General features: G+C 50.4%; 13 protein-coding genes, 1 rRNA gene and 1 pseudogene. 9 read left to right on the forward strand and 6 right to left on the reverse strand.

Annotated elements, in window-relative coordinates; translation table 11 throughout:
• A 5S ribosomal RNA gene (gene rrf / locus ABIE29_RS00005) occupies positions 1 to 86 on the forward strand; the annotation flags it as partial.
• Positions 87 to 495: 409 nt separating this feature from the next.
• Here rrf and actP read toward each other — a convergent pair.
• From actP to acs, 3 genes are all read right to left on the reverse strand, one after another.
• Positions 496 to 2,148 carry a cation/acetate symporter ActP gene (gene actP / locus ABIE29_RS00010; protein ID WP_429616170.1) on the reverse strand — a complete coding sequence of 551 codons (1,653 nt, stop codon included), beginning with the start codon at positions 2,146 to 2,148 and terminating at the stop codon, positions 496 to 498.
• The gene (locus ABIE29_RS00015; RefSeq protein WP_411753139.1) at positions 2,145 to 2,456 is read right to left on the reverse strand and encodes a DUF485 domain-containing protein; all 312 of its coding nucleotides are present in this window, start codon (positions 2,454 to 2,456) and stop codon (positions 2,145 to 2,147) included. The genes actP and ABIE29_RS00015 overlap by 4 nt, the downstream gene beginning before the upstream one ends.
• Before the next feature lie 192 nt (positions 2,457 to 2,648).
• On the reverse strand, positions 2,649 to 4,607 hold the full coding sequence (gene acs, locus ABIE29_RS00020) for an acetate--CoA ligase (protein ID WP_429616171.1): 1,959 nt from the start codon (positions 4,605 to 4,607) through the stop codon (positions 2,649 to 2,651).
• Positions 4,608 to 5,492: 885 nt separating this feature from the next.
• Here acs and gltP point away from each other — a divergent pair.
• Both gltP and ABIE29_RS00030 read left to right on the forward strand, forming a co-directional pair.
• On the forward strand, positions 5,493 to 6,809 hold the full coding sequence (gene gltP / locus ABIE29_RS00025) for a glutamate/aspartate:proton symporter GltP (protein WP_261262864.1): 1,317 nt from the start codon (positions 5,493 to 5,495) through the stop codon (positions 6,807 to 6,809).
• Between the two features lie 117 nt (positions 6,810 to 6,926).
• Entirely contained in the window at positions 6,927 to 8,189 is a 1,263-nt protein-coding gene (locus tag ABIE29_RS00030; RefSeq protein ID WP_429616172.1) for a hypothetical protein, read from the forward strand.
• A 25-nt stretch (positions 8,190 to 8,214) separates the two neighbouring features.
• On the opposite strand, the gene ABIE29_RS00035 is transcribed toward ABIE29_RS00030, so the two are convergent.
• Entirely contained in the window at positions 8,215 to 8,748 is a 534-nt protein-coding gene (locus tag ABIE29_RS00035; protein ID WP_429616173.1) for a metal-dependent hydrolase, read from the reverse strand.
• A gap of 36 nt (positions 8,749 to 8,784) precedes the next feature.
• The gene (locus ABIE29_RS00040; protein WP_429616174.1) at positions 8,785 to 9,402 is read right to left on the reverse strand and encodes a TetR/AcrR family transcriptional regulator; all 618 of its coding nucleotides are present in this window, start codon (positions 9,400 to 9,402) and stop codon (positions 8,785 to 8,787) included.
• A 114-nt stretch (positions 9,403 to 9,516) separates the two neighbouring features.
• Between ABIE29_RS00040 and ABIE29_RS00045 the strand changes: the two genes are divergently transcribed.
• Positions 9,517 to 10,110, forward strand: a complete 594-nt coding sequence (locus ABIE29_RS00045; protein ID WP_429616175.1) for an NAD(P)H-dependent oxidoreductase — start codon at positions 9,517 to 9,519, stop codon at positions 10,108 to 10,110.
• Positions 10,111 to 10,274: 164 nt separating this feature from the next.
• On the opposite strand, the gene ABIE29_RS00050 is transcribed toward ABIE29_RS00045, so the two are convergent.
• Complete coding sequence (locus tag ABIE29_RS00050) at positions 10,275 to 11,201, reverse strand: LysR family transcriptional regulator (protein WP_429616176.1); 927 nt, start codon at positions 11,199 to 11,201, stop codon at positions 10,275 to 10,277.
• A gap of 162 nt (positions 11,202 to 11,363) precedes the next feature.
• Between ABIE29_RS00050 and ABIE29_RS00055 the strand changes: the two genes are divergently transcribed.
• The 5 genes and pseudogenes from ABIE29_RS00055 to ABIE29_RS00075 all read left to right on the forward strand — a co-directional run bounded on the left by ABIE29_RS00055 (position 11,364) and on the right by ABIE29_RS00075 (position 16,075).
• Positions 11,364 to 12,455 (forward strand): 4-oxalomesaconate tautomerase, encoded by a 1,092-nt coding sequence (locus ABIE29_RS00055; RefSeq protein WP_429616177.1) that lies wholly within the window; start codon positions 11,364 to 11,366, stop codon positions 12,453 to 12,455.
• A gap of 87 nt (positions 12,456 to 12,542) precedes the next feature.
• Positions 12,543 to 13,787 carry an MFS transporter gene (locus tag ABIE29_RS00060; RefSeq protein WP_429616178.1) on the forward strand — a complete coding sequence of 415 codons (1,245 nt, stop codon included), beginning with the start codon at positions 12,543 to 12,545 and terminating at the stop codon, positions 13,785 to 13,787.
• 117 nt (positions 13,788 to 13,904) lie between these two features.
• A pseudogene (locus tag ABIE29_RS00065) lies at positions 13,905 to 14,120 on the forward strand (RBBP9/YdeN family alpha/beta hydrolase); the annotation flags it as partial.
• Between the two features lie 44 nt (positions 14,121 to 14,164).
• The gene (locus ABIE29_RS00070; protein WP_429616179.1) at positions 14,165 to 14,470 is read left to right on the forward strand and encodes a hypothetical protein; all 306 of its coding nucleotides are present in this window, start codon (positions 14,165 to 14,167) and stop codon (positions 14,468 to 14,470) included.
• Between the two features lie 171 nt (positions 14,471 to 14,641).
• Positions 14,642 to 16,075 (forward strand): anion permease, encoded by a 1,434-nt coding sequence (locus ABIE29_RS00075; protein ID WP_429616180.1) that lies wholly within the window; start codon positions 14,642 to 14,644, stop codon positions 16,073 to 16,075.
• Positions 16,076 to 16,173 lie beyond the last annotated feature (98 nt).

The following is a 16,173-nucleotide window of genomic DNA, read 5'->3' on the forward strand; positions in this document are numbered from 1 at the left end:
GACCCCATGCCGAACTCAGAAGTGAAACGCCGTAGCGCCGATGGTAGTGTGGGGTCTCCCCATGCGAGAGTAGGACACTGCCAGGCATCAAATAAGTAGAAAGCCTCATGCGAAAGCATGGGGCTTTTTGCTATGGGTCAAAAACAGAAAATGACAGTGAAAGCCCCTCACCCCAGCCCTCTCCCAATGCAACGACCGGGAACATCCTGAACACCCGAGTGAGGGAGAGGGAGCAGACCGGCGTCGTGGATAAGCCTGTGCCGCTTCGGAAAATGGGGACCATTGATTAGCCCATGACGCTTCGGCAGTGATGAGTAAGAAGAAGGAAGAAGTATTACACAGGGAAAGTCGCGAGCTCGATCGGTTCCCTCTCCCTGTGGGAGAGGGTTAGGGTGAGGGGAACATCACTCGATCAGACCAAATTAACCTGCCGGAAGACCCAGCAGGCTAACTCTTTAAAGCAGGGCCGAGTCAATCTCAGCCCAAATCAACGCCTTAGTGCGCACTCCCCTGCGAAATCCCCAGCCCGGTTTGTGAACGTACAAACTGGGAACGGAATTTCACGCGTTCTTGCTGCCCAACCAACGAATTGTCGGTCACAGAGAAGAACCAGGTGCCGATAAAGGCGACCAGCATAGAGAACAGCGCTGGATATTCGTAAGGATAAATCGGTTTGGCATGGCCGAGGATCTGCACCCAGATAGTCGGGCCCAGGATCATCAGGATCACTGCGGTTAACAGACCAAGCCACCCGCCGATCATTGCCCCGCGCGTGGTCAGGCGTGACCAGTACATGGAAAGAATGATGATTGGGAAGTTACAGCTGGCCGCAATGGAGAATGCCAGCCCCACCATAAAGGCGATGTTCTGCTTCTCAAACAGGATCCCCAGCGCGATAGCCACCACCCCGAGCAACACCACGGTGATTTTGGAAACTTTCAGCTCATCACGCTCGGTAGCTTTGCCATTCTTGATGACGCAGGCATAGAGATCGTGAGAAACCGCAGAAGCCCCTGCCAAGGTTAGCCCGGCAACTACCGCCAGGATCGTGGCAAATGCCACCGCAGAGATAAAGCCAAGGAAGAAGTTACCCCCCACCGCGTTAGCCAAATGCACCGCCGCCATGTTGTTGCCGCCCAGCAATGCCCCACTGGCATCCTTGAAGGCCGGATTGGCACTGACCAGCAGGATCGCGCCGAAACCGATAATAAAGGTCAGGATATAGAAGTAACCGATAAAACCGGTGGCATAGAACACGCTCTTACGCGCTTCTTTGGCATCGCTAACGGTGAAGAAACGCATCAGGATATGTGGCAAACCGGCGGTGCCGAACATCAATGCCAGACCCAGGGAGAGGGCGGATATAGGGTCGGAGACCAGTCCGCCCGGGCTCATGATGGCAAGCCCTTTCGGATGCACCTTCACGGCTTCGGCAAACAGGGTATTGAAGTCAAAGTTGACGGATTTCATGACCATCAGCGCCATAAAGCTGGCACCGGCCAACAGCAGCACGGCCTTGATGATTTGCACCCAGGTGGTAGCCAGCATGCCACCGAACAGGACATACAGCACCATCAATATGCCGACCAAGACAACGGCGACGTGGTAATTGAGGCCAAATAGCAGCTGGATCAATTTGCCCGCGCCCACCATCTGGGCAATCAGGTATAACGCCACCACCACCAGTGAGCCACAGGCCGAAAGTGAGCGTATCGGTTTCTGCTGCAGGCGGTAAGAGGCCACATCGGCGAAGGTATAACGGCCAAGGTTGCGCAGCCGCTCGGCAATCAGGAATAAAATGATTGGCCAGCCAATCAGAAAGCCGATGGAATAAATCAGCCCGTCATAGCCGGAGGTATAGACCAGCGCGGAGATGCCGAGGAACGATGCCGCGGACATAAAGTCACCGGCGATCGCCAAACCGTTTTGCAGCCCGGTAATGCGCCCGCCAGCGGTGTAGTAATCCTGGCGAGAACGGGTACGTTTGGAAGCCCAGTAGGTGATGTAAAGGGTAGCACCGACGAACAGCAGGAACATGATGATAGCCTGGATGTTCAGCGGTTGGCGCTGCACTGCGCCACCAATGGCATCGGCATGGCTTAGGCCTGGCAGGGCCAACAGTGCGGCAGCTGAAAGTAGGCGCTTCATTGTTTCACCTCACGCAAGATTTCAGCATTCAGGCGATCGAATTCACCGTTGGCACGATAAACATAGATCCCGGTTAACACGAAAGAAATCACGATCAATCCCACGCCAACCGGGATCCCTCGGGTAATGGTTAATCCGGCACCGAGTGGAGTCCCCAGCCACTGAGGATCGAAGGCGATCAGTAAGATAAAGCCGACGTACAGCGCGAGTGTGATCAGTGACAGGAGCCAGGCGAAACGGCTGCGCTTTTGCACCAGTTCCTGAAAGCGCGGGTTTTCTTCAATCCTTTGATAAATATCTTCATTCATCCGAGTTTCTCCAATAGGTATTGAACAAGTACGCCACGCGATACCCTTCCAGCTGGCAAATTGGCGCTCTGCGGGCCGCCTTGACCCATCCCAGCCAAATGTCTGGGATGGGGCTTTACTGCAGTTGAAAGCTTTCAGGTATACAGGCCGTTCAGCTGCGCATGGCAGACGAACGGCCAGGAGCGGCGCGGATTAGGATGGAACTTGCATTGATTGTTTTTCTTCCAACAGCTTTTCGACTACAGCCGGATCCGCCAGCGTTGAGGTATCCCCCAGGTTGCTGGTATCACCGGCGGCAATTTTGCGCAGAATACGCCGCATAATTTTGCCAGATCGCGTTTTTGGCAAAGAGTCGGTCCAATGGAGAATGTCAGGCGTGGCAATCGGCCCGATTTCCTTACGCACCCAGTTACGCACTTCGGCATACAGTTCTGGCGTTGGCTCTTCCCCATGATTCAGGGTGATATAGGCATAAATCGCCTGACCCTTGATGTTATGCGGAATACCCACCACCGCGGCCTCGGCAATTTTGGGGTGGGATACCAATGCGGATTCAATTTCGGCGGTGCCCAGACGGTGGCCGGAAACGTTCAGCACGTCATCGACACGGCCGGTGATCCAGTAATAGCCATCTTCGTCACGGCGTGCGCCGTCACCGCTGAAGTACATGCCTTTAAAGGTAGAGAAGTAGGTTTGCTCGAAGCGGTCATGGTCACCGTACAGAGTTCGAGCCTGGCCCGGCCAAGAATCGGTGATCACCAGGTTGCCTTCGCAGGCGCCTTCCTGCGGGGTGCCCATATTGTCGACCAATGCCGGTTGCACCCCAAAGAATGGGCGAGTGGCGGAGCCAGCTTTCAGCTCGGTAGCGCCTGGTAGCGGAGTGATCATGAAGCCACCGGTTTCGGTCTGCCACCAGGTATCAACGATTGGGCATTTTGCGTTACCAATCTTGTTGTAATACCACTCCCAAGCCTCTGGGTTGATCGGCTCACCTACGGAACCCATAATGCGCAGCGAATCGCGTTTGGTGCCTTCGATTGCTTTGTCGCCTTCGGCCATCAGGGCGCGGATTGCCGTTGGTGCGGTATACAGGATATTGACCTGATGCTTATCCACTACCTGTGACAGACGGTTTACGCCTGGGTAGTTCGGCACGCCTTCAAACATCAGCGTAATGGCACCGCAGGCCAATGGGCCATATAACAGGTAGCTATGGCCGGTAACCCAGCCAACGTCGGCGGTGCACCAATAGACGTCGCCATCGTGGTAATCAAAGACGTATTTGAAGGTCAGCGCGGCGTAAACCAGATAGCCCCCGGTGGTATGTACCACGCCTTTCGGTTTGCCGGTTGAGCCGGAGGTATAGAGGATAAACAGCGGATCTTCCGCGTTCATCTCTTCCGGTGGGCAGTCGGCAGAGACGCCTTCGGTCAGCTCATGCCACCAGAGATCGCGCCCTTCTTGCCAGTAGCCCGGTTTACCGGTGCGTTGGAAGACCACCACGTTGTTGACGCTTTTCACCCCTGGGTTCTTCAGCGCATCATCGACGTTCTTTTTCAGCGGTACCGCGCGGCCAGCACGCAGCCCTTCATCAGCGGTGATCACCAGTTTGGAGTTGGAATCGATAATACGGCCAGCAACGGCTTCTGGGGAAAAGCCCCCAAAGATCACCGAGTGCACCGCACCAATGCGGGCACAGGCCAGCATGGCGACGGCGGCCTCAGGCACCATTGGCATATAGATGGCCACCACATCACCTTTTTTCACCCCGAGCTTTTTCAGCACGTTGGCGAACTGGCAGACATCGTGGTGCAGCTGTTTGTAGGTCACCTTGGCAGATTGGGTAGGATCGTCACCTTCCCAGATGATGGCGGTTTGGTCGCCGCGTTCGGCCAAGTGACGGTCCAGACAGTTCGCCGCCAGGTTAAGGGTACCGTCTTCAAACCAGCGGATGCTGATATGGCCAGGATCGAAAGAAGTGTTCTTCACTGAGGTATAGGGCTTGATCCAATCGAGGATCTTGCCGTGCTCGCCCCAGAATGCCGCTGGGTCTTGTACAGATTGTTGATAATACTGCTGGTATTGCTCCGGATTGATCAGGGCACGATCTGCAATTGCAGAAGGAATGGCGTGTTTGTGCAGTTGGCTCATGGTTTTTCTCCTTAGAATTGTTAATGATATGTCAACTGATGGTTAAGTATAGTTTGCCATGACGCTTTGTTTCTTTTTTGGGCGGCAGATCACGCAACGAAGATGTTGATTTGTAATAGTTACTGTCGTAATTGTGTCGTGTATCTGTTTGGTTGACGGTAAAAAGACGGTAATGGGTCTATTTCCATTAAAAAAGTTTTTAGATAACTAAAAATATTAAGCGTCAGATATCGGCTTGATGGCGTAGGGGAAAATAATGCCGGGTTATATTTTATCGCGAATCAAACCGTATTAATGGCTGTTATAAATACTCAGCGTAATTATTGGCTGCAACTGACGAAGGCTTATTTTTTTCTGCCTTTATTATGTTGGTTTTTTGAAAATCAAAACAAGAGACTTGGTGAATGATTCTAGAGTTATTTATTAGCTATACGAATATTACCAAGACTAATCTTGGGTTGTTGTGGTGTCCATAGGATGCTTTTGTTTTCTTTATTAAAACTTTTTATTAACAATATTGAAACACTAGTTGAGACTAAATATGCAAATACAACGACAAATCACGCACTTTTATTTAGATTAAAAATTGTCCTATCCAATGGGCTATTGTTCTGCCCAAGCTAATATTATGTTTTTTAGAACAAGTAATTATGTTGCGATTCGTTTTTTGTTTGTTGGTTTTTTGCTGGAGAAAAGGACAAAATCGAGATGAAACAAGGCTTGCAGAAGCCTGCCTCCAGATGGTACAGATTTATACTGCGTTACACCAAGGGCAGTTGACGTAGAGGTTCACAAACATAAGCCTGTAATAAATGATTAAGTATTCCTTCCGGAACCAGGGTGCGGTTTAACACGTTGGTACGGAGTCTTTGAGGACTTTTGGGTATGAAAAATGTAAAAATCAGCCTGGCCTGGCAAATCCTTATCGCGTTGGTATTGGGTATTATCCTGGGCGCAGTGCTGCATAATCAAACAGAATCGCGTGAGTGGATGGTCAGTAATATATTGAGCCCCGCCGGTGATATCTTTATTCGTTTGATCAAGATGATCGTGGTGCCTATTGTTATTTCCACGCTGATCGTCGGTATTGCCGGTATTGGCGATACCAAAAAGCTGGGCCGCATTGGATTGAAAACCATTATCTATTTTGAAGTGATCACCACCATCGCGATCGTCGTGGGTGTGACATTGGCTAATGTTTTTCAACCCGGGCACGGTATTGACATGTCGGCGCTGACCGCGGTCGATATCTCACAGTATGAAAAAACGACGGAACAGGTGCAAAGCGGCTCACATAGCCTGGTGGCCACCATCCTTTCGTTAATTCCTTCTAACGTGTTCTCGTCGATGGTCAAAGGCGACATGTTGCCGATCATCTTCTTCTCGGTGCTGTTTGGGCTGGGGTTGTCTTCCTTGCCAAAAGAGACCAAAGAGCCGCTGCTGAAGGTGTTCAAAGCGGTGGCCGAGAGCATGTTTAAAGTGACCCACATGATCATGCGTTACGCCCCGATCGGGGTATTTGGTTTGATCTCGGTAACGGTAGCCAACTTCGGTTTCGCTTCGCTCTTGCCGTTGGCCAAGCTGGTGGTGCTGGTTTACTTCGCCATCGCCTTTTTTGGCTTGGTGGTTCTGGGGGCCGTTGCGCGATTGTGTAACCTGCGTATCTGGACGTTGATCCGCATCTTGAAAGAAGAGCTGATCCTGGCTTACTCAACGGCCAGCTCGGAAACGGTGTTGCCGCGCATTATCGAAAAGATGGAGGCTTACGGCGCGCCAAAATCCATCACCAGCTTCGTGGTGCCTACCGGCTACTCTTTCAATCTGGACGGTTCTACGTTGTATCAGAGTATTGCTGCCATCTTTATTGCACAGCTATACGGTATTGAGCTGTCGCTGGGGCAAGAGATCATTCTGGTTCTGACGCTGATGGTGACCTCAAAAGGGATTGCCGGTGTGCCGGGTGTCTCCTTTGTGGTGCTGTTGGCGACCTTGGGCAGCGTGGGTATTCCGCTGGAAGGTTTGGCGTTTATCGCCGGCGTTGACCGTATCCTCGATATGGCGCGTACGGCTCTGAACGTGGTGGGCAATGCGCTGGCGGTCTTGGTGATTGCCAAATGGGAACACCAGTTCGACCGTAAAAAGTCGCTGGCTTATGAACAAGAGTTCCTGGCCAGTAAAGTGACTCCTGCCAATCAGGCTTAAGTCGCTCCATCTCTTTCTCTCAAAACCCGCCGTCGGCGGGTTTTTTTATTGAATGATGGCTAAATTGCTTCAATACTGGCGCTCTCTGTATGGCCTGCTCAGGATGAGATTTGCCCCATGAAAAGATATGCGCTGTTGCTGGTGCTGTTATCCCCCTATGTTCAAGGGCAGACGCTGGATGCCAACGATCCGCTACGGCGTGTCATTCTGGATCAGATGCGTGCCAATATCGGTTATCCCACCGATATCCAGTTTGTGGTTAAACAGCTGAGCGTTTCCGGCTCGCAGGCCTATTTCTGTGCCACCGCTAAAACCAATGATGGCAGCGGTAGTGCCAAAATTAACGGCAAGACGGTGGTCTATGATCGAAAATTGCAGCAGTCAACGGAAGGCTTCTGGACGACGGTGAGCAATTTTGACTCTTATGTCGACTCACCGGCGCAGGCCCAATGCCATAGCACTATTCAAGATGAACCCGCAGCGAGCGGGTGCCAAAACGTCGGCCTTTATGATGCGGAGCGTAAGCCGTTGCTGGACGCGGTCCGGCGCAGTTATCAAGGGGGGATTGTCCAACCCAGATTTGTGGTTTCTCACCTGTGCACAACCGGCAAGATGGCGTATTTCTGCGGGCGACTGGAAGGGGAAGAGAGCCAGGATCGGCAAGGGATGAATTACTACGATGCCATTATGGCCAAAGATGCCAAGGCAGAGTGGCAGGCGCTGATGGTTGAGAGCAAGACCGTGGAGAAGTGCAACTTCAGTGGGCCAGCCTCGGCGATCACCGAACAAAAGCTGTTGGATGCGGTGAAGCAGCCACTCGTTCAGGAGATCGATGATGGCATCAAGGTTGAGATGCTCACTCAGTTCCAGCTATTCCAACAGGCGGTCAAGACGGCGGATATGGCCTATTTAAAGGCGCATATTGTCTTCCCGCTTGAGAACGTCGCTGATACCTTCCTGGTAGGAACGCCTGATGAACATCAACAAAGCATAACCCCAGCACTGTTTGACCACTATGCGCAGCAAATCAGGGATGGTTTGAAGGAAATACCGCTGCTGGGTGTCAACCTCACTAAAATGCAGGTGACTGATTTCCGTGTGAATTCATTAACCCCGTTGGAGCAGGCCAGAAAATACTTCCCAGCAGAGGAGGACGGGCAGTTCTATTACAATGATGGGGCGAAGAAAGTGCTGGTTGAAGGCACCTGCGATTCGGTCGGTTCGGGTGATTTTGAGGACGGAACGCTTGCCGTATTTATCGGCACTGGTTCCAACCTGCTGATCCCTGGATTATCAGAAGCCTGTGAGGGAGGTATGCGTGTAGAGTTTACTCTGCAACAAGGTACGCTGATGCTGACCAGAATTGATTTTGTCGGTTAAGCCGCTTACCAACCTAATCAATCTCTCACTTGCGCTGCATGAACTTACGCAGCGCTATCATGCCGGTCATCAAGATGGCACCTGGCAACCAAACCCACAGTAATTCCGACATGATCACCGCATGCCCAGCAGGAGTCAGGTATTTCTCGAGGCTAAACGGCGCTACGCGGATCACCTGCCAGGGTGCAAAGAAACGCTCGTCACTCCATGGCCACAGCCAGCCGACGCCTTTGCCTCCGGTGGTCACCGAATCCAGCAAGCTGTGGGATAACAGCGAGATAAACAGGAACAGCCAGGTCTGGACGGGGTTAACCTTGAACCAGCGGTAGAACAGCAGTGCCAAGCTGGGCATCAGGAACGCAAACAGCAGTGAATGCGTGAAACCGCGATGGCCAAACTGATTGCCGTAAGCCACGCCGAATTTAAACGCTAATACGTCGGCATCCGGCAGCATAGAAAGAACCACGCCAGCGAGCAGCAAGCGGGGCGGTATGATTTTCTGACCCAGCCCTAAACCAAGGCATAACGGCACTGCGGCGTGGGTAACGATCGTCGGCATAACTCTCTTCCATGATGAGGGGCAACACTGTGTTTATTATGGCATAGCCATATCGGGCCGATCGCCACTTCGTTGCACCATCGAAATAATGATGCCGAATAACTCTTCCTTAGCCTGGGCTGCCGTAATCGCGCCACAGCTGGTGGCGTAGGATAGCCCTTCAGCAGAGCCGAGCATACCCCATAGCGCGGCATCCTGAAGTTGGTTATCGCAGCAGAAGGGGGTAAAGATCTGGCGGCATTTCTCGATGAACACCACGGCGTAATCATTCCTGATTTTCTCAAGCTCGGGAGTACCGGCTAGTGCAGCCATGACGCTAGGCATCTCACGGCCTTGCAGCAGCACGCACTCAATGTAGGAAGTGGCAATGACCGAGGCTAAGGCTTCTAGCTCCGGTTGGGTATTTTGGATAGCTTCATCCATCCGTGCGGTTTGACGACTGTCAAACTCTTGATACAGCGCGGCAAACAGGCCCGAACGGTTGGTGAAGTGGTCATACACCACCGGTTTGGTGACGCCCGAGCGGTCTGCCAGGTGGCCGAGCGTCAGCGCTTCGGTGCCTTCTTCATGAATGATTTCCCATGCGGTTGCCAGCAACTGCTGATAACGCTCTTCTCTCGATAGCCGAACTCGTGAATGTGGTTTGGAGACCATAGCAATATTTACCCGTTGACAGAGTTATATACTAAAGGTAACTTACCGATGGTAACTTACTGTTGGTATATAGAGTACGTCTTATACCTCGCCCTGACAATAGGAGTCACCCCAATGCACGCGCTCATCGTTGTTTCCCATCCTTTGGATACGTCATTAACCCATGGTGTTGCCGCAGCGATTGCCGAAGGGATAACGGCTGCCGAACCTGCCAATACGTTTGAAATTGCCGATCTCACCCAGGAAGGTTTCGATCCGGTGTACGGTGCCGCTGATATCGCCGCATTTTTAAAAACGGCCACCGTTCCAGCGGATATTCTGGCAGAACAGGCACGAATTGATGGTGCGGATGCCCTGGTTCTGGTGTTCCCAATCTACTGGTGGAGTATGCCTGCCTTGCTTAAGGGGTGGGTAGACCGGGTGTTTTCCAATGGTTGGGCTTATGAAGAGACGGCAGATGGGGCAGTGGTCAAAAAACTGGGGTATTTACCGGTTCATCTGGTTGCCCTGGGGGCGGCAAGCAAAGGCGTCTATGACCGGCATGGTTTTAGCGATGCCTTTAACGCGCAGATAACGCACGGTATTTTTGATTATTGTGGCGCTTCAGTTAAGACATCTGAAATGCTCCTGCTGCCAGAATTGGGGGAGCCTAAGGCTTACCTCAATGCAGCGCGTAACATTGGCAACGGCATCTTCCGGCCAGCATAAAGGAACTAGCTGGCCCTCAAACCATCGAGGGCCAAGCTTGGCAACGATCATTTCATCCCCAGCCGTTTTGCCAGGCAATTCACATTTCAGAAAAGCGGTTGGGATGAACGAGCAAAAGCATGTTGCCGCCGTCGGCAGGGAACTAATGCGTTCCAAACATAAGGTCACAGGTTATATTTCCCGACCCAAGGGCTATTCCGGTCGTTTGACCACAGTTGTAACAGCATCTCCTTGAATCGTTCTGCTGCCGGGCTAAGTGAGGTTTCGCGGCGTTGAATCAAACCGAGCGTTCTTCTCACCACTGGTTCAATCAAGGGGCGACTCACCAAGGTAGGGTGGTCATCTTTGGGCATGGCCAGGCTGGGAAGTGCAGCAATCCCCAAGCCCGCCTCAACCAGCCCCAACGAGGTAGAAAGATGGCGAACTTCGTAAAACCAATTCGGATCCCACTTGGTATTCTCCAGGGCTTTCTCAATGAGAAGGCGATTACCGCTGGAGCGTCTCACACCAATAAGTGGGTACCCATCCAATTCTTCCCACATCACCAATGGCTTTTGAGCCAAAGGATGGTCTCGTCGACAAGCCAGCACAAAGGGTTCATTAACTAACGGCATAAATTCAACGTTTGGATGTGTGACATTGATCATGTTAATGCCGAAGTCAGCATCGCCATTTAGCACCGCTTCCAGGCAATTATTTGTACCGTGCTCAAGGATCCGCACACGAATATTTGGATAAGAGGCATTGTAGTCACGAATAACGGTGGGCAGGAAATAGAATGCGGCAGTAGGCAGACAAGACAACGTGACTTTCCCAACCTGGTGCGAGGCCATCTCTTTAATATTCAACACTGAATCTTCAAATAAATTGAGTAAATTCAGTGCATTAGGTAAAAATCTCGTTCCGGCAGCGGTCAGACTGACCCGGCGAGTCGAACGTTCAAAGAGTGGTGTACCCAGGCTCTCTTCCAGCTTTTTAATTCTGCGCGTCAGCGCGGGTTGAGTGACGTTCAGCACCTTTGCTGCCTTGGTAAAACAACAAAATTCTGCAACTTTTACAAAAGCTTGGATCCCTTGTAGCTCATGCTGCATAGCGTCACCCTAAATGAAGAAAGAGGTTTGTTTAACCACAATGATAGCATCGGTATTAATGTCAAAATCGAATCAATCTCCCGATTTTCGGCATTAGAGTAATTGATCACCTTATGGGAATCTTGAGTCATCAAAAGTTGTTCACTGCCGAGATGATTAATTATGTTGCAGATCCCTTGTGTGCTCATGCGTGGAGGGACCTCTAAAGGTCCCGTATTATTGGCTAGCGATTTACCTCAGGAGCGGGAAGCAAGAGATGAAATGCTCTTGTCCCTGATGGGGGCCGGCCATGAACTTGAAATCGATGGTATCGGTGGTGGAAGCCCGCAAACCAGTAAGGTGGCGATAGTGAGCCCATCGACCAGCGCTGATGCTGATATCGATTATCTGTTTGCACAGGTGATGGTAAAAGAGCGGCATGTGGATACCACGCCAAACTGCGGCAATATGCTGTGTGCCGTTGGGCCTTTTGCTATTGAAAAGGGGCTGGTGGTTGCTACCGATCCCGTGACCCGGGTACGAATTCGTAATCTCAATACCGGCACCCTGATCGATGCTGATATTCAGACCCCTGATAAAATTGTGACCTACGAAGGCGATACCACAATCGATGGTGTACCGGGTAGTGCGGCACCGGTTGGGCTGACTTTCTTGAATTCTGCCGGCTGCAAAACGGGTAAATTACTCCCGACAGGTAAGGTCATCGATGTTATAGAGGGTATCGGTGTGACTTGCATTGATATGGCTATGCCCATGGTGTTAATCAACGCCCGCGATTTAGGTAAACGCGGTGACGAATCGCCACAGGCTTTAGACGCGGATAAAAATTTTCTGCAGATGCTCGAAAACATCAGATTAAAAGCCGGGTTGGCCATGGGGTTGGGCGATGTCAGTAAAAAAGTGATACCTAAACCGGTATTATTAAGTGAAGCTAGCGCGGGTGGCACATTAAAAGTCCGTTATTTTATGCCCCATAATTGTCATAAATCATTAGCCATTACGGGCTCAGTAGGCATTGCTACCGCTTGCCTGATGCCAGGGAGTATAGCCAATCAATGCGTTGATCAACCGGCGGGTGACTTTCTCGAACACGTCATCATTGAGCACCCCAGCGGAAAAATTGATATCTCTTTGGTTAAAACAGGTAGTGAAATGGAAAGTGTCCGCGCCTCAGTGATAAGGACTGCCCGGAAATTGTTTGTAGGAAATGTGTGTGTGGCTGAAGGGGATTTAGAAACGGAAGGCGCTTATTGATTTTGTATTGCTTCAATGATTAGACATGTTTTATTTAACTGTGACTTATCTCTCTGTACTTACACTTAAAATAAATATGAGGTCATAATGACTGTGTCCAAATCGGCTGATCCGCCAAGAAAAGGCAGTGGTGTTAGTGCCAGAAATTATTATCGCGTGATCCTGGCCTTGGCTATCTCGGGGTTGGCTGAACTAGCCTCATTATTTTTTATACAACCTCTGCTTCCTCGTTTAGCCATTGAGTATGACGTTGCCGTTAGCCATGTCAGTATTATTCTTTCCGCGGAGACCGCGTTATTGGCGATAGGCTTGCTATTTACCGGCACGCTCTCAGACCGATTTGGACGGAAACGGTTAATTATAGTATCGCTGTTTACCGGGGGCGTACTGACTCTCCTATGCCCCCTTGTTGAATCCTGGGCGTTGTTGGTGATGCTACGCGGTGTTATTGGGCTGGCGCTCAGCGGTATAGCGGCAGCGGCGACCGCTTATATCAGTGAGGAGGTGGCACCCGTCGTGGCTGGGGTGGTCACCGGATACTTTGTATTTGGTAATTCGATAGGCGGTATGTCAGGACGTGTTCTGGCCAGCCAACTCATTGATTATGTCTCCATCGACATTATCTTCTACGGCTTTGCCGTGCTTTTGATGTTGGTTTCGTTGATGGTGTATTTTGTCTTGCCGGAGTCTAAAAATTTCCAAGCATCAAAAAATATTAATTTCACCCGTGTTCTGAAAGAAGGTGCACAGCACTTTAAAAATAAAAAGTTGGCGTTAATTTTTGTAGTCAGTTTTATTATTTTTGGTGTTTTTACCTCTTTGTATAACTATCTTGCTTTCTTCTTGGCTAAAGAGCCATTTAATGTTTCACATGCGCAAGCTGGATTGATTTCATTCAGTTTTGCTTTGAGTTTCTTCACCGCACCACAGGCAGGGTGTTTATCAGCGAAGTTTGGTGGAATGAAGGTATTGGCTGGCCTTTTTGTAATGATGATTGTCGGGATGTTGCTGACGTTGACACAAAATACCGCCGTATTCATTGTTGGTGCGGTCATTTTTACCGGGTGCTTCTTCGGTTGTCATTCTATCGGCTTAAGCTGGGTGAGTAAAAATGCGACCCATTCTCGTGGGCAAGCAACGGGGTTATACCTGTTCTTCTACTACATGGGCGGCTCGGTAATCGGTTATTGCAATGGACAGGTTTTTGCCACATTCGGCTGGCCTGGGATGACCGGGTTCATTATCGCCTTGCTAGGGGTTGGGATTGTGGTGGCCAATTATTTAGGGGGGGTGGCTAACATCCAGCTTGTCCCCGCCAAGAGTAATGAATAACACCATTTTTAAGCAGTGAATTATTATTGCCGGCCCAGGGAAATCCAATAGGCCCTCTTATCTTGATGGATGATATTGATTATATTGAATTTGAAGTGATTTCTGTTACCGATGACGTCGTTTGGATCGGAGAGCCTGGCATTCGCCAGCCATAACGACCCGTTAATGCGTTTTGCCCACGCAGAATATTGGGCACGGGCATGGGGTAGTGAGCTGGTTGAGGTCGGTGAGGCAGGGCATATCAATGCGGGATCCGGGTTTGGTCCCTGGGACTTCGGCCTGACACGGGTGGGGCAGTTTGCTAAGCAAGTTATCAATAAATTCAATGAGTAAAATATTTTTAACATGAATATTTAATGGGTTTTCAGGAGAAAGCAATGTTAGCCGGCTATAAGCAACATAGCGCTGAGCGCGCCGAAAAAGGCATCCCCCCCAAACCGTTAACGGTCGAACAAGTGGCCCAGTTGGTTAAATTGCTGCAATCAGCGGTACCGGACGAAGGGGATTTCTTACTGAAATTATTAGCTCACCACGTGCCCTCCGGGGTGGATGATGCCGCAAAAATCAAGGCGGAATTTCTTGACCAGATTGCGCAGCAAAAAGCTGATTCCCCATTGATAACCCGAGAAGAAGCGGTGCGCCTCTTAGGTTCTATGCAGGGGGGTATAACGTACAGCCATTGATAGACTTGCTTGATTAAATGGTCGTGCCTCTCAGGTTTTTATCGGGCAATGCCTGAGGGACATTCGCGTTAACGTTATCAAATATTATTTTAATCTGTCTGAGAACAAGTTTGGTGGTGAATTATAAAGCCAGTTATTTAAACGATTAATATAATATCTAGGTGAATGATTATGATAAAAACCAAAGTATGGAAAATGGGGTTGATCTTGGTAATCCCTCTTCTGGTATTTGCTATTCCCGCACCCGAAGGCCTTTCTCCGATGGCCTGGCAGCTTTTGGGGATTTATTTGGCAGCGATTATCGGCTTGGTGATTAAGCCCTACCCCGAACCGGTGGTTTTATTGACTGCGGTTGCCGCATCCGCCGTGGTGATTGAGACATTGGGTGACGGCAAACTAAAATTCAGTGCGGCGTTAAGTGGCTATGCATCAGGGACCACCTGGCTGGTTTTTGCCGCATTTACCCTAAGCGCTGCTTTCGTCACTACAGGGCTTGGAAAGCGTATTGCCTATAAACTGATTGGCCGGATAGGCAGTACCACGCTGGGGCTTGGCTATGTCACGGTATTGCTTGATTTGATCCTTGCCCCGGCGACGCCGTCAAACACCGCCCGAGCTGGCGGCATAATTTTTCCTATCATCAATAGTATTGCGGTGGCTTTAGGCTCCGATCCAGAGAAGAGTCCTTGTAAGGCCGGGCGTTTTCTTATGATCAATATCTATATGGTGACGAAAACCACCAGTTATATGTTCTTAACGGGCTTTGCCGGCAATGCGTTGGCATTGAGCCTGATGTCCGACATCTTTCATATCAAGATAAGTTGGCTGGGTTGGGCGTTGGCAGGAGGGGTACCGGGGGTAATTATGCTGGCGGTTATTCCCTACATCACTTATAAGATCTCACCCCCAGAGTTGAAATGTATTGACAATAAAACCCTCTCTGCTGAAGGCTTGGCTACCTTAGGCCCTATGACGAAGAGGGAAAAAGGGTTGATGATTATATTTCTGTTGGCATTACTAGGCTGGATATTCTCCGGTGAGTTAGGGATTGATGCGGCGACCGTTGCGATTATTGTGATGGTGCTTGCCTTGCTGTCTGGCGTGGTCAGTTGGGATGATATTCAAAAAAACAAAGGGGGGTGGAGCACGCTGATTTGGTATGGCGGGATTATTGGTTTGAGCAGTACCCTATCCAAGACCGGTTTTTTCATCTGGTTAGCCGATTGGTTTTCTCATCACTTTACCTTTAGCGGTTCAGGCAATTATGTGGTGATTATACTGCTGTTGATCAGCATTTTTATCCGCTATCTGTTTGCTTCCGGCGGTGCTTATGTCGCCGCGATGGTACCGGTTTTTGCCACTGTCGGCATGGTGGCTGGGGCACCGCCGATGATCCTGGCTTTAGCCATATTATTCTCCAACTCCTATGGCGGGTGCATTACCCACTATGGTGGAGCCGCTGGGCCTATCGTTTTTTCTGCTGGCTATAATGACATCAAATCATGGTGGATCACCGGGACTGTGATTGCCTTACTCACGTTCGTTGTTCACGTGATGATTGGAATGCCGTGGTGGCAGTTTTTAATCAGTCAGGGTTTTTTGTAGAGAAAACGTTTAGCGGGGGGTAGTTTTAACCCAAAAGCAAAAAACCCGCCATAGGCGGGTTCTTCTAAATAGTGGTGCCGGACTCGGAATCGTAGTTT

It is taken from the genome of Serratia sp. 2723 (genome assembly GCF_050434425.1).
Taxonomy (GTDB): Bacteria; Pseudomonadota; Gammaproteobacteria; order Enterobacterales; family Enterobacteriaceae; genus Chania.